Origin of the sequence: Vibrio floridensis (assembly GCF_021852965.1) — a bacterium.
Taxonomy (GTDB): Bacteria; Pseudomonadota; Gammaproteobacteria; order Enterobacterales; family Vibrionaceae; genus Vibrio; species Vibrio floridensis.
In genome coordinates this window covers 347,947-367,260 of the sequence record NZ_JAKGCY010000002.1, presented here as the reverse complement: position 1 = coordinate 367,260, position 19,314 = coordinate 347,947, and the positions used below count along the sequence as shown (strand labels likewise).

The window sequence follows — 19,314 nt, the reverse complement described above, 5'->3', positions numbered from 1 at the left end:
AACGATATGCGTCGGATTGATTAATATTTTGCGTTTAAAACAAATTTAGACTTTAACGAACATCAATCACTCGACTCGCTTTACGATATTGCACTCGCCAGCCGGAAAAACGAGGCAGTTCCCAACGCTTTGGATCGCCTTTGCGGTTGCCGCCAGCGAAGACCACTTGCACCAACTTTCCAGCAGGAAAATATTCCACCGTCAGCTGTAAATCAGGCAAAGAGAGCGATAACGGAAATTGCTCTGCAAAATCCTTGTATCGCCACTCTGGGATCCCTCGATACGGGAAATCTCGGCTTTCAAACAGTGCCATTTCATCCACTTCGTTCACTCCCATGGCATCAAGCTGCTCGCGTAACCATTGGTCAAAGTCCAGTAATCCAATGGGGTGCTGCTCTTCATTCAAGCCTAACGCGCAATACAAGTGCCAATGCGTCATTTGCGTCGTGACACAAGCATAGAGCTCTGGCAGCAATTGGCCTTTTTTGACCAGAGCAACGATGGTTTCAATCGCATCCTCTCCTTGAGGTTGTTCAAGCCTGCTCTCCACCACTCGACCAGCGTAAACCAGTTGCATCTCCACTTCGACCGCATCGTTTGATGGGCGCGTTTCCCCTTGTCGCCACTCACCTAACTCGAGTTCGTTAATCAAGGTCAACGAAGCGGGCATGATCACGCTGGCTAAGTTAAGCGTCTGTTTCACACCTTTCCCCGGCAAGCTATGGCTATCTAACACAAGAGCAAGCTCGTGTTTGTCAGAAAAACGGCTTTGGCGACCAACCATCATTTCCATCTTTCCATTCCCCAACGCCTCACGTCGTTTGGCTCGGCGGATAAAGACCAACTCTGGATGCAAACGAGCGATCGCCTTAACCAGTTCAACCCGCGTGTATCTCGAACTCACCTCAAGATCGGGCAGTTCAAACAGATCGCGCATTTGTTGAGACAAGCCTCGCGCTTCCTCTAACGCCCCTTCATCCACGAGCACACCACTAAAGCGCTGACCACGAATGAGTTGAATCATTAACGTGGCGTCGCACTGTTGCGGCTCTTGTTCAAGTAGTGTCTCAGCTTCTTCTCCCCCTTTTACTTGATAGAGCGCCGCTGGGACAGAGAGACCAGCGGCGAGATCAATCATCGCCTCTTTGAGTGCTTTGGTTGGCATGCGAGTGACAAGGTCGGCGTAAAGCGTGTCAACAGGTAAGGGATAGAGCTTTTTCCCGTGCTCGGTCACTTTGCCTTCAGTTGTGATGGCTTGCATGTCATTGAGGATCTTGTGTGCCTGCACAAGGGATTTCTCTGGCAGGCCATCCAAAAACTCAAGCTCGGCCAAGCGATAGCCACAACAGGCCGCTGCCAGCATCGGCTCACTAAGATCTTCTCGCTGCAGTTCGGGGGGCGTGGCAAGTTCAAGTGGCGCGTGTTCACCGTACAGACGCAAACATTGGCCAGCCATAACACGACCTGCGCGCCCTGCTCTTTGCGCCGCACTGGCCTTGGAGATATGAGAAAGGATCAAGGTTGTTCGGCCATTTCGTTGTATGGTGCGTCGCTCTAAACCACTGTCAATCACGGTGGTGATGTTCGGTATCGTCAGCGAGGTTTCCGCCACATTGGTCGCTAACACAACTTTGCGCTGGGCTTGCTCGGTTAAAGCAATGCGTTTCTCTTCCTCTGACACTGAGGCATGCAACTTTGCCACAATCAAAGAGGGTTGCGCTTGCAATTGACTGGCAAGGTTCGAAATCTCTTTCCTGCCGGGTAAGAAAACTAAGATATCTTGGCCATCGGTTTGTAACACTTCCTTGATCGCGGCCATCACGTCATGCTCACACTGTTTCTTGCTGGGCAAAAGGTGACTCTCTTTGGCTCGATATTCGATGCTGACTGGGTAGCAGCGACCTTGAGATTGCAAACGTTCGGCATTGAGATATTTCGCCAGCGTTTCACCCGCCAACGTCGCTGAGGTTAAAACCAAGCGATGGTTATTTTGCGCTTTGAGCATCGCAGTGAGAAGATCCATGTCCCATCGACGCTCATGAAATTCATCAATGATGACGATATCAAATGCGCTAAGACCATCTTCTGCTAACCAACGTAATGCCACACCCGGCGTAACAAACACGATATTGGTCTGCGCGTCATAAGCAGCCTGAAGTTTGATCGCATACCCAACTTTACTACCCAAAGGCTGACCAGATTGCTCAGCCAAAAACTCGGCCAATGACGTACAAGCAATTCGCCTTGGTTCAATCACCAGCACTCGACCGTGCTCTGCCGCCCACAATGGCAAGCGAGTGGATTTTCCTGAACCAGTTTCAGCTTCCACCACAAGATGAGCGTGGCCAATGTGGAGATCAAATTGCGCTTTAATGACGTCGATAGGAAGTACGGACATGAGATTTCACTACGTTTAAATTTGTAACGGAGTATAACCTTAATAGGAAAGAAAAGGGTTACCAGAGCGTTGTTTCGCTATCAAGCCACTCGTAGAATCGTCGATACGGCTGTTTGAATGGTGATTTTTTACGCACAAAGGCACTTTTTTCATCCGGGCTTGATTTGATGTATATCAAGCGCTATTTACAACCAATTAGTGAAGCCGTTATCATTTTGCACGATTCCTCTAAAAACCCTACTAAGGCAGCCAATGCATAACGATAAACGCCCACTCTACATCCCATTTGCGGGACCGGCGCTACTAAGTACCCCACTACTAAACAAAGGCAGCGCTTTTTCCGCCGAAGAACGCATCTCTTTTAACCTTGAAGGTCTGCTTCCTGAAACCACGGAAACGATTCAAGAACAGGTTGAACGTGCCTACATGCAGTACAAAGCGTTCGAAAGTGATATGGATAAGCACATCTACCTGCGCAATATCCAAGATACCAACGAAACCTTGTTCTATCGCTTAGTTCAGAACCACATCACTGAGATGATGCCGATCATTTACACCCCAACCGTGGGCGCGGCATGTGAAAACTTTTCCAATATTTACCGCCGTGGCCGCGGGTTATTCGTTTCTTACGCAAACCGCGACCGCATCGATGACATTCTGAACAACGCCTCCAACCACAATGTCAAAGTGATTGTGGTCACGGATGGCGAGCGTATTCTTGGTCTGGGTGACCAAGGTATCGGCGGCATGGGCATTCCTATCGGTAAGCTCTCGCTTTACACCGCTTGTGGCGGGATCAGCCCAGCTTACACCTTGCCTATCGTACTAGATGTGGGCACCAACAACCCACAACGTCTAGCTGACCCTATGTACATGGGCTGGCGTCACCCGCGCATTACCGGTGTCGATTACGATGCATTCGTTGATGAGTTCATCCAAGCGGTTCAACGCCGTTGGCCAGATGCGCTTATTCAGTTTGAAGACTTCGCACAGAAAAACGCGATGCCGCTGCTTGAGCGTTATAAACACCGCATCTGTTGCTTCAATGATGATATTCAAGGCACCGCGGCAGTGACAGTTGGCTCTTTGATGGCCGCGTGTCAAGCCGCTGGCAGCAAGCTATCGGAACAGCGCATCACTTTCCTTGGCGCAGGTTCAGCCGGTTGTGGTATTGCCGAAGCGATCATTGCGCAAATGGTCTCGGAAGGTATTTCCGATGAACAAGCACGCTCGCAAGTGTTCATGGTTGACCGTTGGGGCTTACTGCAAGAGGGCATGCCAAACCTGCTCGATTTCCAACAACGTCTGGTGCAGAAGAACTCGGTGACCGCAGAATGGGAAACCGAAGCCAATGGTTTCTCACTGCTTGATGTGGTGAAGAACGCAAAACCAACCGTATTGATCGGGGTTTCTGGCGCTCCTGGCTTGTTTACTCAAGAAGTCATTCAAGAGATGCACAAACACTGCCCTCGCCCAATTGTCTTTCCACTGTCGAACCCAACTAGCCGTGTGGAAGCGATCCCTGCGGATATCATTCGTTGGACCAATGGCGAAGCGTTAGTCGCAACCGGTAGCCCATTTGATCCTGTGATTCACGAAGGCAAAACCTATCCAATCGCACAGTGCAATAACAGCTACATCTTCCCTGGTATCGGATTGGGTGTCTTGGCAGTCAACGCCAAACGTGTTACCGATGAAATGTTGATGGAATCGAGCCGCGCTTTGGCGACGTGTTCTCCATTGGCAATTAATGGCAAAGGCGCGCTCTTACCACCACTTGAAGCGATTCACACGGTATCAAAACGCATCGCTTATGCGGTGGCGAAAAAAGCCATCGAACAAGGTGTGGCGTTGGAAATTGCAGACGATGCGCTGCAAGTGGCGATTGAACAACACTTCTGGCAACCGGTATACCGCCGTTATAAACGCACAGCGTTTTAATCCTAGTCAAACAGCCCTCTTTACGAGGGCTTTTTTGACGGAAAAATGCGAGACCTAACCAGAATTTGACTTCAACTACTGCGCGACTTTCCGTTAAGATGTCAGTTCAGAAAAATGGAGAGTGATATGTCGTGTTTCATCGCCTAGCCAGTTTGAAAAAATGGAAAAGTTTAAAACGGCTGATTTGGGGATCGCTCGTTACGATACTCTGCATGATATTGTTTGTCATTGCCGTGGACCGCTGGGTGAGCTTACAAGCTTCGGACAAAATCATCACCAGTTACGACCAAGTAGCAGGTTTTGACGTCGCTGTGGTTCTCGGAACCAGTAAATACATCGGTCGCACACTCAATACTTACTACACGCACCGCATTGATGCCGCCATTGAGCTTTACCGACAAAACAAAATACAACACTTACTACTGAGTGGCGACAACGCCCATCGCTCGTACAATGAGCCTTGGACCATGAAACGTGATCTGCTCAAAGCAGGCGTACCTGAAACAAACATCCACCTCGACTACGCAGGCTTTCGCACCTTAGATTCCATTGTTCGCGCAAAAAAAATCTTTGCCTCAGACCATTTCTTAATCATTACCCAACGTTTCCATTGTGAACGTGCACTGTTTATTGCCGATGCCTATCAAATTAATGCTCGTTGTTTGGCTGTATCTGGTCCTAACAGCCACAAACAAGTTTGGTCGATGAGAGCTCGGGAAATTCTCGCGCGTGTTAAAGCCTTTCTTGACCTCTACATCATCGATACCCAACCTCGATTTTTGGGTCCCCAAGAGCCCATTAACAGTGAAACGGTGAGTGAAGAGGTTCAACCATCCACCCCACTCGCTGAGTAAATGGGTAGAGTTCTACACATTTTACTTTTTAGAACTCACATTTTGTTATTATCAGGTTAATTCTTACCAACATAAAAATCACAACTTTCGTAACATTCAAGCAACGCAAGTCAGAAATCAGCCTCAAAAATAGTCTCCATTCTCCATTTTCGGAGTTTAAGACAGAAAACAATATCCCTACAGAGGCGACGCAAAAGGAGCACATGCTATGACCGCACTCGCTGTTACGTTAAAGAACTGGTTACTCACCAGAAACAGCATCATATTCATCGCGAATATTTTGTTGTTTATTACCCTAATGACCACTCTACCTTTTGATCCTAAGGTCGTTGTAGGCCTCAGTATCTTAGCCTTTGTCGCTGTTCTGTGGCTTACAGAAGCCATACACGTCAGTATTACCGCACTGCTTGTTCCATTGCTGGCGGTCTTCTTAGGTGTGTTTGAAACACAAGCTGCATTGAACAACTTTTCAAACTCCATCATCTTCTTGTTTTTGGGCGGTTTTGCTCTAGCCGCAGCGCTGCATAAACAAAAACTCGACCAAGCCATCGCCGATAAGGTGCTGATCTTGGCGAAAGGCAAAATGTCGACAGCCGTGTTCATGCTTTTTGGCGTCAGTGCTGGTCTATCGATGTGGATTTCAAACACAGCTACCACCGCCATGATGCTTCCGCTCGTACTCGGCGTCATGAGCAAACTTGACAGTGAGAAAAACCACAGCACATATCTGTTCGTATTACTTGGTATTGCGTACTGTGCTTCTATCGGCGGTATCGCCACACTCGTGGGCAGCCCTCCGAACGCGATCGCTGCTGCCGAAGTTGGCTTAGATTTTGTCGGTTGGATGAAATTAGGCCTACCAATTACCATTTTGTTGCTGCCTATTGCTTTGATCATTCTCTACTCGATGACCAAACCAAACCTTAAGCACTCCTTTGAACTCGACCATACACCTGTTGAGTGGACTAACGGGAAGAAAATCACCCTCGCGATTTTCCTTGTAACGGTCTCATTGTGGATTTTCTCTAAGCCTGTCAACGCAATGCTTGGTGGTTTCAAAAGCTTCGATACGCTTGTTGCGATTGGTGCGATCGTCGCTCTGGGTGTTTCACGTGCGGTTGAATGGAAAGACATAGAAAAGACGACTGACTGGGGCGTATTGATCCTATTTGGTGGCGGTCTATGTTTGAGTAATATTCTAAAAGTCACTGGCACCAGCGTATTTTTGGCACAAGGACTTGGTGCGTTCCTTGATCAAGCAGGTATCTTCTTAACCATTCTTGCTGTGGTGACGTTTGTGGTGTTCCTAACAGAGTTTGCCAGTAACACGGCAAGTGCAGCACTGTTGGTTCCTGTTTTCGCGACAATCGCTGAAGCGCTAGGACTTTCTCCAGTGATCTTATCGGCACTAATCGCTGTGTCGGCCTCTTGTGCCTTTATGTTACCCGTGGCAACACCGCCGAATGCAATCGTGTTTGCAACTGGCCACATTAAACAAACTGAGATGATGCGAATCGGTATGGTGCTGAACATTGCCTGTATTGCAGCCCTAACCCTGTTTGCAACCTTGTTCTGGTAAAACACGGCAATAGAGCACTACGCTGCAGGTTAGAGCTTGCTCTGCACCCGCACTTCCCCTAGGGTGAATCTGTAGTTTTCAGTTGGTGGCCAAATTGGCCACCTTTTTTTTCCACCACAACTTCAACCAATGTTCATCCTCGCAATAACCGTCTAGCTGAAACAAAAAATGCGTACTAATTTGACTCGTACACTGCAACATTAAACACCTATGGTGATATGAGATGAAGAAGGTTAACGCACTTCAAACCTGTTTGGTGTTGTTCAGGAGAAGGTGGTAGTGACGGCAAAAGAAAATGCCATCTTAGAACAGATGGCATTTGACGATGAAGTAACAGTCTTATATACGGCTAAGCGGAGACTTTTTGCTTACCAAAGTTGACTTCAACCCGATTACGCCCACGATGTTTTGCTTGATAAAGCGCCTCGTCTGCCCGTGCAAGAAACTCGGTCACTCGCTCTTCTTCCATTTGCGCGACACCAATACTACAAGTGAGTATACCGCCATGTACCCACATGTGATGGGCGACGTTTTTTCGGATCGTCTCGGCCTTTGCAACCGCTTTCATCAAATCGGTTTCAGGTAGGAAAACAATGAACTCTTCCCCACCCCAGCGCACCAAACGTTCACCGTCATCCAACGAACTGGCAATCACCAGAACAAACTCACGAAGAATATCATCGCCCATTTGGTGCCCATAACGGTCGTTGATCTTTTTAAAATTATCTAAATCCAAATAGAGCACCGACAACCGCTCTTGACCCCATCGCACTGAACGTGCTGTTTTTTCCAACCACGTCCTGACTGCATGGCGGTTCATCGCGCCAGTCAGTGCATCACGATGGGCAAGCTCTGCAAACTCGTAGTTCTGCGCTCGCAGATCCGCATTCATTTTCTTTAAGTGAGCTTGACGTACTCTCACTTCCACAAAAGCCTGCTTACTTTTTCGCAACTCGTGCAGAGAAAATGCTAATCCAAGCAAAACCCAAGAAAGCAGTAACGCAAACAGTAGCGTTTCTTGCGCTAAATAGGCCCCTTCAAACTCAATTTTCTCTACACGTAAATGATGTAGGCCATTTGCCGCACTGGAACCCGTAGCCAATTCAATACGCGCAACATTGTTAAATTCTGGCGCAGAGTGCTCAATCGGAATTTTATTGTCTGCCAGCCACCAGGTCATCACTTGTAAGTTGGCTAAAGGGATCTCTATCGTTTCCATCTTCGCACTTGGCGTGAACTCCATGCCGTTGTACTTGTAAGTATATTCATTCTCTATATTGGAGTAAGCCGGGTTAAAATTACGCAGATAAACCCGTATGCGACCAAGAGAATCACCGCTTTTGTCGTAGCTCAGTTTTAGTCGCATGGTATGGTAGTTGGAAAGATCAATACCTTTGGTTGGTTCCAACGTATCGGTAAAGATAGAGATACCACAATAAGGCCAAGGATAATTTGCCGTTTGAATATTACAGTTCAAATCGACCGCTTGATTGCCGATCGACATCTCCGTTGTGGTCACACCACCAGCAATACGATCATCTGTTGCATAGTAGTCATAGCGATCTGGCGTGATCACAAGTTTACGAGTATCACCAAGCACACTGTAAAGCGCGACTAAGCTAATGGTGCATATTGCGAGAGCAAAAATAAGTTTATGTATCCACTTCATCACTCGCCTCCAATAAAAAGCCAATTTCACACAAATCTTGATACGTCAATGTTTTTTTGATTATTTTAGTTACATTCTCAATCACGAAACATCATACCATACAGATTAAATGTGATATTCATTCCAGCTTAAATTAGCGTTCTATTATGTAAGCAAATGCGACCTACTTCACGATGTAAAATAAGTTACATAAGAATAGCGAATGAGTAGGCAGATTCTTATCACCTCAACAAGGGGAAATGCCTGCCAAAAATTCATCAGCCTGCATAAAAACCATTCAAACTTATCGCTCTTGAAAGCCCACCTTCATGCACCTGACTCTTTGTCGCTTTATTGGTATATACTTCCGCAAAAACAAATAATGAGTAATGTCATGACTACAAATGCGAAAGGCACGCTGGATAAAATGCGTGCAACTTTAGAGGGTGTGGTGCAATACCGACTGCCTGTTGGAGACACTGAAATCGAGTTGACGCCGTTTATCGGCCAGAGCATCACCCTTACCCACACAGGCAACATCTTTTGTTGTTCATGCGGTAAGAAAACCAAGAAGAGCTATGCGCAAGGTCACTGCTATGTGTGCATGAGTAAATTGGCAAGTTGTGATATGTGCATCATGAAGCCAGAAACCTGCCATTACGATCAAGGTACCTGTCGTGAACCCGAATGGGCAGACACACACTGCATGGTTGATCACTATGTTTATCTTTCGAATACTTCTAGCCTTAAGGTTGGCATTACACGCCATACACAGATCCCAACCCGCTGGATCGATCAAGGTGCGACGCAAGGCTTACCGATTCTGAAAGTGAAGACTCGTCAAATCTCCGGCCTGATTGAAGTCGAGCTGGCAAAGCACATTGCGGATAAAACCAATTGGCAAGCGTTACTCAAAGGGGATGGCACGCCCCTTCCGCTTGAAGAGCGAGCGCAACAACTGCTGCCATTGATTGAAGAGAAAATCAGTGAAATTCGTGCCAAGTACGGCGATGACAGTATCGAGATTCTTCAGGACGTAACCACCAGCATCCAATACCCTGTGGAGCAACATCCAAGCAAAATCAAGTCGCACAACTTTGATAAAAATCCGCTGGTGAGTGGTGTACTTCAAGGCATTAAGGGGCAGTATCTGATTTTGGATACGGGCGTGATTAATGTTCGCAAATTCACCTCTTATGAAGTGGAATTTGAAGCCTAATGAGACAAAAGAGCCAGCATTCGCTGGCTCTTTCCTTACTATGCACTCGGTTGATCGACAATACTCTCCAAAACATTAAACAACAAGTCGACCTCTTCGACCGTGTTGTAATGCATGCAACCAATCCGAATCACTCCGCCGCTGAACTCCAACCCTAATTGCCGAATCAGGCCAAGGGCATAAAAGTGACCATTCCAGACACAGATGTTGTGCTCACCCAATGTTTTTGCCATGAACTCTGGAGAATAGCCTTCTACTGTAATCGCAAATGTCGGGGTACGTTTATCACTTGATGCGTCGTTAATGCCGTATAACGTGACCCCATCCAGTGCCGACAAACGCTGCAAGAAATGCTGACTTAATGTTTGCTCATGTTGAGCATAAAGCGCGTAACTTTGCTCTAGCCGCTGGCGCAAACTGGCGCCTTCTTCTCCAAATTGAGCGAGGTACTCTATGGCCGCAGACACACCCGCTAAGCCTTCAAAGCTTTGTGTACCTGTCTCAAAACGGCCCGGCCCAATGTTCGTGGCGGGCTCCACTTTATAAGGACGCAGCGTCTCTAACCATGGAGAAGCGACATAAGCAATACCGACATGAGGGCCAAAAAACTTGTATGCCGAGCAGGCAAGAAAGTCGCAATCCAAGGCTTGCACATCCACTAAGTGGTGCGGCAAATAGTGCACCGCATCGACATACACCAAAGCGCCCACACTTCGAGCTAACTTCACCACTGACGCAATATCAACAATGGTGCCCGTTGTATTCGAGGCAAAGGTGACGGCCACTAATTTTGTGCGAGCACTGAGCAACTGTTTAAAGTGTTCCATATCCAAGGTGCAATCTTCAGGATTCACCCGCACTTGGTGAACCGTCACGCCTTTGTCTTCTGCTGCCTGCTCCCAGCTCGAGACATTGGAATAGTGATCCAACGCGGTGACAATGACTTCATCCCCCGCCTGCCAATCTCGGCTAATGGCTCGACTTAACTGAAACGTCAAAGAGGTCATATTCGCACCGAAGACAATATTGTCTTGCGATGGCGCATTGAGTAATGCTTGCGCAGATTGGCGCGCTTGCTTCATTACCTCAACCGTCTTGTGACTGGAAAAATAGTGCCCGCCTAAGTTCGAGTTAAAATGCCCGAGGTAGCCGACCATGGCATCCAACACTGATTGCGGCACTTGAGATCCGCCCGGCCCGTCAAAAAACGTTACTGGTCTTTGGTTATGATACTGTGCCAACGCAGGAAACCGCGCTCGAACTTGATTAGGCGACCAATTCATGTGCCATTCCTTTTGCCGTCAACACAAACACATCCATATGACCTTCTCGTTCTTGCTCAATAGCGCGAATGGGTTTGGCGTTGTGCCACAACTTGCTATCTGCCAGCATCGCGATTTCGCCATTATTCAACACTTTTCTAAAAAACGGCTCGGAGTGAAAATCACTGTACAGCATGATATCCCCCCCTTCGATGTTATTACGGCCAACACCAACAATCGCAATATGATCAAATCCGTCTTGGTGCACGCCTTCAGGGGCGACCTGCGTCTCGTCATATATTGCGGTAATGCGGATTTGATGCACTTCGATTTCCTGTCCATCCCTCAGGTCATTCTTCACCGCAAACAACTGACACATTTCACGAAAACCTTCGCTGTTTAGTGTGCTCTTTTCAATCGGAGAAAACTGTCGAACCACATCACCTTGGAAACGGTTGATATCTGAAGTCTGTACAAAGTCATGCTTGTCCAGGTCAATCACGCTACCTTGATGCAAGGAGACGACGGAATAGCGTCTTAAACGGAATTTGCCATCCGCATGCTCCGTGTGGGGTAACTTAGAAAAAGATGGCGACAACTGTTCAATTGCGCGACGGCTGAGTTGAGTTAAATGTAGGGTACTCTCGTGCGAATGTAGCATCATTCACTCCTTTGATTGATACATTTGTTATTTTATTGTTAAACACAACTCAGACAGAATAATGCCAAATATCGCAAGATCAACTTTACACCACAAAAAATTCCAACCAAAAACAAAATAAAGCATTTAATTCCAGAATATAAGAAAAGACCAACACACAACACCAAAACAAAAACTTAACATTTTCAAAAAGCAGTTCAGTATTCTGCTAGGAAGAACTGTAGCTTAAAAATCAATCAGATAGCACCAAACGTCTCTCTAATGTCGCTATACATAGAAGCAAAAAACCAATCATTTGAGATCCTATCTCGATGGGAAAAGTACAACCTCTAAAAAACAAAAAACGACGAAATGATTGAGTACACCCGGACTTGACCAGTCGCTCGACAATTCCTGATCGGAAGGTATAACCTATAACCAGAAATTCGTTATAAGCTCTTGGTTTATTCTTTTATTAGCGCCAAATTTTCCATACAATCTCAACAAACTTAACTGCCCGCTAGGGAGTGCGAATGAGCAACATTAAACACAGTAAATTACTAATTCTAGGTTCTGGCCCTGCGGGTTACACCGCAGCAGTTTACGCGGCGAGAGCAAACCTCAACCCTGTACTGATTACAGGGATGCAACAAGGTGGTCAATTAACCACGACAACCGAAGTTGAAAACTGGCCTGGTGATCCTGAAGGTCTGACTGGCCCTGGACTCATGGACCGCATGAAAGAGCATGCAGAGCGTTTTGAAACCGAGATTATATTCGACCACATTAACGAAGTGGATTTCTCCACACGTCCATTTGTGCTTAAAGGTGATGCAGCCAGTTACAGCTGTGATGCACTGATCATTTCTACGGGCGCGTCTGCAAAGTACCTTGGTTTGGAGTCTGAAGAAACGTTCAAAGGACGTGGCGTGTCAGCCTGTGCAACCTGCGACGGCTTTTTCTACCGTAATCAAAAAGTGGCGGTCGTCGGTGGTGGTAATACTGCGGTTGAAGAAGCACTTTATTTGTCCAATATCGCTTCAGAAGTTCACCTGATTCACCGTCGTGACGGTTTCCGTGCAGAGAAAATCCTTATCAATCGTTTGATGGATAAAGTGGCGAACGGCAATATCATTCTTCATACCGACCGTGTTTTAGAAGAGGTATTGGGCGACGATATGGGGGTGACCGGCGTACGTTTGAAAGACGTAAAATCTGGCGAACTCGAAGATCTCGACGTCATGGGCGCATTTATCGCAATTGGCCACCAGCCAAATACACAGATTTTCCAAGGCAAACTGGAAATGAAAGATGGCTACATTGTGGTGAAATCGGGCCTTGAAGGAAACGCAACACAAACTAGCATCGAAGGTATTTTTGCCGCGGGTGATGTGATGGATCACAACTATCGCCAAGCAATCACGTCTGCTGGTACTGGTTGTATGGCAGCACTAGACGCAGAACGTTACTTAGATTCGCTAAACGACAAATAACTTTTCACATTTGTGTCATATCCTTACAGCCCGGCGGTATTCCCGCCGGGCTTTCTTTTGTATACTAGGCCCCCTCTTAGTAAAACAATTATCATTAAGCCTTCAAGATGGATAAAAAGAAACAACGCAGCTTGAATCTGTGGCTCAAACAGCAAAGCAAACTAGCCAAGCGCTGGTTAATGATTGCCGTTGGCCTTGGCGTACTATCAAGTGTGTTTTTGTTGGCACAAGCCGCCTTGCTCGCCACCATTCTTCATCAATTAATCATTGAGAAAGTCGACAAACATCAGCTCATTACTCACTTCATCGTTCTTGTAGCACTGATTGGCCTGCGTGCCCTTTGCTCATGGGGCCGCGAGATCGCTGGCTACCGTTGCGGCGAGCAAATTCGCATCTACATCCGCCAGTTGATTTTCGATAAGCTGCGAGAGCTCGGCCCGGCGTACATCAAAGGCAAGCCAGCTGGCGCATGGGCAACCTTGGTTCTTGAACAGGTTGAGAATATGCAGGATTTCTTTGCTCGCTATCTGCCGCAAATGTCCTTAGCCGTGCTGGTGCCGTTTGTGATTCTTATTGTTGTTTTTCCTGTCAACTGGGCTGCGGGGCTCATTTTCTTGATTACCGCGCCATTGGTCCCTCTATTTATGGCGATGGTCGGCATTAAAGCTGCCGACGCCAACAGAAAAAATTTCAAAGCGCTTCAACGTCTGTCTGGTCATTTTTATGATCGCTTACAAGCGATGACGACGATTCGCCTTTTTGATCGTACTCATGCTGAAGTCGAAGTGATGCGTGGTGCATCCGAAGTGTTCCGTACTCGAACGATGGACGTATTGAAAATTGCTTTTTTGTCTTCAGCGGTTCTCGAATTCTTTACTTCGATCTCGATTGCTCTCACTGCCGTTTACTTTGGTTTTGCTTTTATCGGCGAACTTAACTTCGGCGACTATGGTGCAGGCGTCACTCTGTTTTCGGGGTTGTTTATTTTGATCCTCGCTCCAGAGTTTTATCAACCGCTCCGAGACCTGGGTACTTTCTACCACGCCAAGCAACAAGCCGTGGGTGCAGCAGAGAGCATCGTTGAGTTCTTGGAAACTGACGTCAGCACAGTGCGCAGCGGCGAGCAAAAAATTGAACAAGGTCAACCTATCACCATCAAAGCGGAACACTTAGAAGTGTTTTCACCGGAAGGAAAAAAGCTACTTGGCCCGGTGAGCTTTAACATTGCCGCTCAACAAACCACGGCGCTTGTCGGTCCCAGTGGTGCAGGGAAAACCAGCTTGATTAACGCATTATTGGGATTCTTGCCTTATCAAGGGTCATTAACCATCAATGGCATCGAAAGAACGGAGCTTGACCTTGCTCAGTGGCGCAGCCAGATCAGTTGGGTGGGACAAAATCCGCTGCTACTCCATGGAACTATTCGCGACAACGTCAGTTTAGGCAAGTCGGATATCAGCGATACCGATATCCAAGTGGCACTTGAAAATGCATTTGCTGCCGAGTTTGTCAGCCAGCACGGATTGGATTACGCCATTTCTGATCGTTCTGGGGGCTTATCCGTCGGCCAAGCACAACGTCTTGCTCTTGCTCGAGCGATGGTACAAAACGGCCAGTTTTGGCTACTCGATGAGCCCACAGCTAGCCTCGATGCTCGCAGCGAACGTTTGGTGATGCAAGGCCTCGAAGGACAAATCGCGGGTAAAACAGCACTCATGGTCACTCACCAATTAACGCCGCTTAAACAAGTCGATTCCATCCTTGTGATGCGTGCCGGTGACATCGTTCAAGCAGGCAGTTATGACGAACTTGCTCATCAAGAAGGCTTGTTTCAAGAAATGTTATTGGCTAACCAAGCCCTCAAGCAACTTGATAAGGGGAATCTTGATGCGTGATTTAATTCCCTTCCTAAAACTGTATAAGAAACACTGGTTTGGTCTCTCTCTAGGGATGCTACTGGCATTTTTAACGCTGTTCGCTTCTATTGGCCTGCTGACTTTGTCAGGCTGGTTTCTTTCTGCCGCAGCCATTGCCGGATTGACCATTGCTCGTGAAACATTCAACTACATGCTGCCTGGGGCATTTGTGCGTGGTTTTGCGATGGGACGAACAGCGGGACGTTGGGGCGAAAGAGTGGTCAGCCATAACGCGACCTTCAAGCTCTTGACTGACCTGCGTATTTTCTTTTTCTCTAAGTTAGCGCCGCTGATCCCAGGACGAGTCTCCAATCTTCGTGACGCCGATTTGCTTAACCGCTTGGTAGCAGACATTGACGCAATGGATCATGTTTATTTGCGTTTGATCAGCCCTATGGTCGTCGGCACACTTGGCATACTGGGCTTAACGGCCGTGCTGTGTTGGTTTGATATGACATTGGGCCTAACACTGGGGGCAATTCTGACTCTGCTACTGCTACTCTGGCCTGTCCTTTTCTACAAGCTAGGGAAAAGCAATGGACAAGCGCTAACCCACAATAAAGCAGAGCTGCGTGTTGCAACTTTGGACTGGTTGCAAGGTTACAGTGAACTGACACTCTTTGGTGCCGAATCACGCTACCACCACGCCATTTTGCATGTACAAGAGAAATTACTGAAAAACCAATACTTTAACGCCAATTTTTCTGGTTTGGCACAAGCGTTATTGATGCTCGCAAACGGTTGGACCTTGGTATTGATGCTTTGGCTTGCCGCAGATGGCGTCGGTGGTAACGCACCCGATCCTATGATTGCACTAGTGGCCTTCGCCACCATGGCAAGCGTAGAACTGCTCATGCCAATTGCGGGCGCTTTCCAGCACCTTGGTCAAACCTTAACGTCCGCCCGTCGCCTCAATGAAGTTATTCTGGCTGAACCTGAAGTCCGTTTTGCCAAAGAGGATGTGGCTCACTCTGGTGAATACTCTATTGACTATCAGGCCGTATCGTTCAAATACCCGGATAGCCAAAGTATGGCCCTGAGCAATGTCAGCTTGACGATTCCAGCCCAGCACAAAGTGGCCATTGTCGGCCAAACGGGCTCAGGAAAATCAACCTTGCTGCAACTGCTCAATCGTTATTGGGATGTTAATCAAGGCTCTATCTTGCTTGCAGGCAAACCGATCACCGAGTGGAGTGAAAGCCAGCTGCGCCGCTCCATCAGTGTTGTCAGTCAACGTGTAGATATCTTAAACGGATCGTTACGAGACAATTTATTGATGGCCTCCCCTAGCGCAACCGACGAACAATTGTCTGACATGCTCACCAAAGTCGGGCTAGAAAAACTGCTCGACGATAACGGGCTATCCGCATGGCTTGGCGAAGGTGGTCGCCAGTTATCCGGTGGTGAAAAACGCCGTATCGGCATTGCAAGAGCCTTGCTACACAATGCACCAATCTTACTGCTTGATGAACCGACAGAGGGCTTAGATAAGCAGACGGAACAGCAGATCATGCAGTTACTTGAAGCGCACTTTGACGGAAAAACCGTGCTCTTCATTACACACCGCTTGGTCAACCTCGACAAAATGGACAGCATCTGCCTAATCGAACAAGGTGAGATTGTCGAATATGGTCACCATCAAGCACTTTTAGCCGCTCGTGGTCGCTATTTCGAACTCAACCAAACGCTGTAGACTGCACCGCCAGCGCCTCTTAAATGGCTGGGTAGTATTACTCAGCCATCAATAGGACAATGGCAAACAAGAGAAAGGGAAGTGCTGACGCACTTCCCTTTGTTTTTCTCATCTATCGCACTGAAATTAAGCGTTTTCTTGCTCAAACTGGCGCATGAAATCGACTAACGCCTTCACGCCTTCAATTGGCATTGCGTTGTAAATGGAGGCGCGCATGCCGCCCACTACTCGGTGACCTTTTAGTGATTTCAGACCCAATGCTTCAGCTTCTTTCAAGAATTTTGCGTCTAGCTCTGGTTTCACCATTTGGAACGGCACATTCATTAATGAACGGTTATCTGGGTGTACATTATTGATGTAAAAATCGGACTCATCAATGTAGTTATACAAAATCGCCGCTTTCTCACGGTTTACTTGCTCAATCGCTTTTACCCCACCCTGTGCTTTCAACCATTTGAAAACAAGGCCAGATAAGTACCAGGCAAAAGTTGGTGGCGTGTTAAACATCGAGTCTTGTTCTGCCAACACTTTGTAATTGAGAATACTTGGCAATACTTCTTTCGCCAAACCAAGCAAATCGTCACGTACAATGGCAATCGCAATACCAGAAGGACCGATATTTTTTTGCGCACCTGCGTAAATCACACCGTATTTTGATACATCAATTTCACGCGACAAAATGGTCGAAGACATATCGGCAACGATCGGCTTATCCGTCACTGGAAGATCATTGATCTCAATGCCATCAATGGTTTCATTAGGACAAAAATGCACGTAAGCCGCATCGGGATGAATTTGCCATTCTGAGGCAGGTAGTACCGCTTGCTTACCCTCTTTTTCCGCTTTGGCAACAAAGACATCCGGCTGACAGTATTTTTTCGCTTCTTCAACAGCACTTTCTGCCCAATAGCCCGCATCTATGTAGGTGGCGGTTGGCGCATCACCAAGCAAATTTAATGGTACGGCCGCAAATTGAGCGCGCGCACCACCTTGGCAGAATAGAACTTTGTAATTATCTGGAATATTGAGCAAATCGCGCAGATCTTGCTCAGACTGCTCTGCAACCGCGATAAATTCTTTACTACGATGGCTGATTTCCATAACGGAAGTCCCAAGCCCCTGCCAGTTCAACAGTTCTTGTTGCGCCTGCTGCATTACAGGCTTAGGTAGTGCTGCTGGTCCGGCACTAAAGTTAAATACGTTGTCCGTATTTTGTTCCATGACGCTCTTTGCTCCTGCTCGATATTTAGAAAAACTCTGCAAGTAATATCACGTTTTTCATCGCTTAAAAACAAGAAAAGAGGTCTTATGACCTCTTTTTTATTCAAACCGCCTAAATGAGTAATTATTACATTAAGGCCGGCATTAACAATGCAAGTAACGGGAACTGTTGACCATTGTCAAACATCAGCTTTCCTTCGCCAATTTTCGCTTTTAGCGCGTAGCCACCCTCAACTTGCTGTAAAAGTTCCATCACCAGTAACTCATCCACCCCTTCTTGAATAAACGGATATTCAGTGATCAATTCATCGCTGAAGAAGGTTCTCAGATCACCCGTCATTGAGGTCATGATTTTCATTGGATCTTGAGTCACTTGAGTCGTTCCCTGTGGCATCGATAAGTTCCACGTATTTTCAAACACGCCTTCACCCAGCTTCAATGATAAATCGGTGACAGCGACATCAAACCCTTTCTCAAACAGCGTGTCGACATAGGGCATCAACCCATCGACATCCTCTTGTGTCAGTGTGTTCGCGCTTTGGTAAACATCCATGAGCTTGTCGAAAGATTGCATATCTAAATTGGTCAATGAAAAATCCAAATTGAGATCTTCGATCTCACTGCCATCCGACATCAATAACTTGGTCGCTTTAAATTTAAGCGTGCTTGCTAAACGTTCCCCTTTCGCATCAGGTGTGGTTTCACCCACATATTGGGCATCGTATACGCCAAACAAAGGCTGCGCTGAAGCATCTTCAACTTGGAACTCACCTAGGCGAATATCTTGCTGTCCAAGCCAATAGCCCTTTTTGTGTTTGCCTTTGCCATTGCCACTCAAATTCGCGACATGCAGCGACTCACCACTGGCAAAATCAAACTGAATCGAAGGAATATCAAGCACAAAATCGACATCACCCAATACCGTGGCATTGCCAGACAGCTTCATCGGTGCGGTAGAAACCGCAACACCTTCACTGTCACTGACAAAATGCCAGCTATCCATCATCGCAACGAAGTCCGTGTTGCCATTGAGCTGCGTTGTCGCATCAATACGAAGTGGTAACGCCTGCTCTCCCAGCAAATCTGACTGAGAACGAATGGATGTAAGCCCATGCGTGAGCAACGACTGCATCTCATACACCAGAGGTAAACCATCTACAGTGAGCTGTTCAATCAACATTGGGTCCGTCACAGTGTAACGAGTTAATACTGATGACTGGAGGTAACCACGATCATATTTGACGATTTCTGCTTTGAGCTGAGCACCGTTAACGTTCTCAACGGCATCTTCAATTACATTTTGGCCAATCTGGCCGACAGCCAGCGGCCAGCACAGTGCAAGGGAGATGGCACCACCAACGGCACCAATTTTCTTTAAGTTGTTCATAGTGTCACTTACTTGTGAAGAGTTGCGTTGAGTCTACCTTATCTATGCTTAGGTTAAAACATT

The 19,314-nt window shown here is 47.1% G+C and carries 13 protein-coding genes; 7 read left to right on the top strand and 6 right to left on the bottom strand.

Features of this window, described 5'->3' with window-relative positions; genetic code table 11:
* Positions 1–52: 52 nt before the first annotated feature.
* On the bottom strand, positions 53–2,398 hold the full coding sequence (locus LZU85_RS05940; protein WP_237286663.1) for a helicase-related protein: 2,346 nt from the start codon (positions 2,396–2,398) through the stop codon (positions 53–55).
* Positions 2,399–2,650: 252 nt separating this feature from the next.
* Between LZU85_RS05940 and LZU85_RS05935 the strand changes: the two genes are divergently transcribed.
* The 3 genes from LZU85_RS05935 to LZU85_RS05925 all read left to right on the top strand — a co-directional run bounded on the left by LZU85_RS05935 (position 2,651) and on the right by LZU85_RS05925 (position 6,772).
* Positions 2,651–4,339: an NAD-dependent malic enzyme gene (locus LZU85_RS05935; protein ID WP_176297656.1), complete on the top strand. Its 1,689-nt coding sequence runs from the start codon at positions 2,651–2,653 to the stop codon at positions 4,337–4,339.
* 131 nt (positions 4,340–4,470) lie between these two features.
* A complete protein-coding gene (locus tag LZU85_RS05930; RefSeq protein WP_237286662.1) occupies positions 4,471–5,193 on the top strand; it encodes an ElyC/SanA/YdcF family protein in 723 nt (240 codons plus the stop codon).
* A gap of 208 nt (positions 5,194–5,401) precedes the next feature.
* A complete protein-coding gene (locus LZU85_RS05925; RefSeq protein ID WP_176297658.1) occupies positions 5,402–6,772 on the top strand; it encodes an SLC13 family permease in 1,371 nt (456 codons plus the stop codon).
* Positions 6,773–7,121: 349 nt separating this feature from the next.
* Here LZU85_RS05925 and LZU85_RS05920 read toward each other — a convergent pair whose 3' ends face one another.
* Positions 7,122–8,441, bottom strand: a complete 1,320-nt coding sequence (locus LZU85_RS05920) for a GGDEF domain-containing protein (RefSeq protein WP_237286661.1) — start codon at positions 8,439–8,441, stop codon at positions 7,122–7,124.
* 373 nt (positions 8,442–8,814) lie between these two features.
* On the opposite strand from LZU85_RS05920, the gene LZU85_RS05915 reads away from it, so the two are divergent.
* A complete protein-coding gene (locus tag LZU85_RS05915) occupies positions 8,815–9,639 on the top strand; it encodes a DUF2797 domain-containing protein (RefSeq protein ID WP_237286660.1) in 825 nt (274 codons plus the stop codon).
* 38 nt (positions 9,640–9,677) lie between these two features.
* On the opposite strand, the gene LZU85_RS05910 is transcribed toward LZU85_RS05915, so the two are convergent.
* Both LZU85_RS05910 and LZU85_RS05905 read right to left on the bottom strand, forming a co-directional pair.
* Positions 9,678–10,922, bottom strand: a complete 1,245-nt coding sequence (locus LZU85_RS05910; protein WP_237286659.1) for a cysteine desulfurase-like protein — start codon at positions 10,920–10,922, stop codon at positions 9,678–9,680.
* Entirely contained in the window at positions 10,906–11,565 is a 660-nt protein-coding gene (locus LZU85_RS05905) for a 2OG-Fe dioxygenase family protein (protein WP_072616443.1), read from the bottom strand. The genes LZU85_RS05910 and LZU85_RS05905 overlap by 17 nt, the downstream gene beginning before the upstream one ends.
* A 509-nt stretch (positions 11,566–12,074) precedes the next feature.
* On the opposite strand from LZU85_RS05905, the gene trxB reads away from it, so the two are divergent.
* The 3 genes from trxB (at position 12,075) to cydC (ending at position 16,643) form a co-directional block, all read left to right on the top strand.
* Entirely contained in the window at positions 12,075–13,034 is a 960-nt protein-coding gene (gene trxB / locus LZU85_RS05900; RefSeq protein ID WP_176297661.1) for a thioredoxin-disulfide reductase, read from the top strand.
* A 107-nt stretch (positions 13,035–13,141) separates the two neighbouring features.
* Positions 13,142–14,929, top strand: a complete 1,788-nt coding sequence (gene cydD, locus LZU85_RS05895; protein WP_237286658.1) for a heme ABC transporter permease/ATP-binding protein CydD — start codon at positions 13,142–13,144, stop codon at positions 14,927–14,929.
* Positions 14,922–16,643, top strand: coding sequence for a heme ABC transporter ATP-binding protein/permease CydC (gene cydC / locus LZU85_RS05890; protein WP_237286657.1), 1,722 nt, complete (start codon positions 14,922–14,924; stop codon positions 16,641–16,643). Before cydD ends, cydC begins: the two co-directional genes overlap by 8 nt.
* Before the next feature lie 126 nt (positions 16,644–16,769).
* Here the strand turns inward: cydC and serC are convergent, their stop codons facing one another.
* Together serC and LZU85_RS05880 are read right to left on the bottom strand one after the other, a co-directional pair.
* Complete coding sequence (gene serC, locus LZU85_RS05885) at positions 16,770–17,864, bottom strand: 3-phosphoserine/phosphohydroxythreonine transaminase (RefSeq protein ID WP_237286656.1); 1,095 nt, start codon at positions 17,862–17,864, stop codon at positions 16,770–16,772.
* Between the two features lie 127 nt (positions 17,865–17,991).
* Positions 17,992–19,251, bottom strand: coding sequence for a DUF945 family protein (locus tag LZU85_RS05880; protein WP_237286655.1), 1,260 nt, complete (start codon positions 19,249–19,251; stop codon positions 17,992–17,994).
* Positions 19,252–19,314: the final 63 nt, after the last annotated feature.

Excerpts from the sequence above, each read along its gene's own strand:
- LZU85_RS05940 (WP_237286663.1), bottom strand. The coding sequence starts at position 2,398 with ATGTCCGTACTTCCTATCGACGTCATTAAAGCGCAATTTGATCTCCAC.
- LZU85_RS05935 (WP_176297656.1), top strand. The coding sequence starts at position 2,651 with ATGCATAACGATAAACGCCCACTCTACATCCCATTTGCGGGACCGGCG.
- LZU85_RS05925 (WP_176297658.1), top strand. The coding sequence starts at position 5,402 with ATGACCGCACTCGCTGTTACGTTAAAGAACTGGTTACTCACCAGAAAC.
- LZU85_RS05920 (WP_237286661.1), bottom strand. The coding sequence starts at position 8,441 with ATGAAGTGGATACATAAACTTATTTTTGCTCTCGCAATATGCACCATT.
- LZU85_RS05915 (WP_237286660.1), top strand. The coding sequence starts at position 8,815 with ATGACTACAAATGCGAAAGGCACGCTGGATAAAATGCGTGCAACTTTA.
- LZU85_RS05910 (WP_237286659.1), bottom strand. The coding sequence starts at position 10,922 with ATGAATTGGTCGCCTAATCAAGTTCGAGCGCGGTTTCCTGCGTTGGCA.
- LZU85_RS05905 (WP_072616443.1), bottom strand. The coding sequence starts at position 11,565 with ATGATGCTACATTCGCACGAGAGTACCCTACATTTAACTCAACTCAGC.
- trxB (WP_176297661.1), top strand. The coding sequence starts at position 12,075 with ATGAGCAACATTAAACACAGTAAATTACTAATTCTAGGTTCTGGCCCT.
- cydD (WP_237286658.1), top strand. The coding sequence starts at position 13,142 with ATGGATAAAAAGAAACAACGCAGCTTGAATCTGTGGCTCAAACAGCAA.
- cydC (WP_237286657.1), top strand. The coding sequence starts at position 14,922 with ATGCGTGATTTAATTCCCTTCCTAAAACTGTATAAGAAACACTGGTTT.
- serC (WP_237286656.1), bottom strand. The coding sequence starts at position 17,864 with ATGGAACAAAATACGGACAACGTATTTAACTTTAGTGCCGGACCAGCA.
- LZU85_RS05880 (WP_237286655.1), bottom strand. The coding sequence starts at position 19,251 with ATGAACAACTTAAAGAAAATTGGTGCCGTTGGTGGTGCCATCTCCCTT.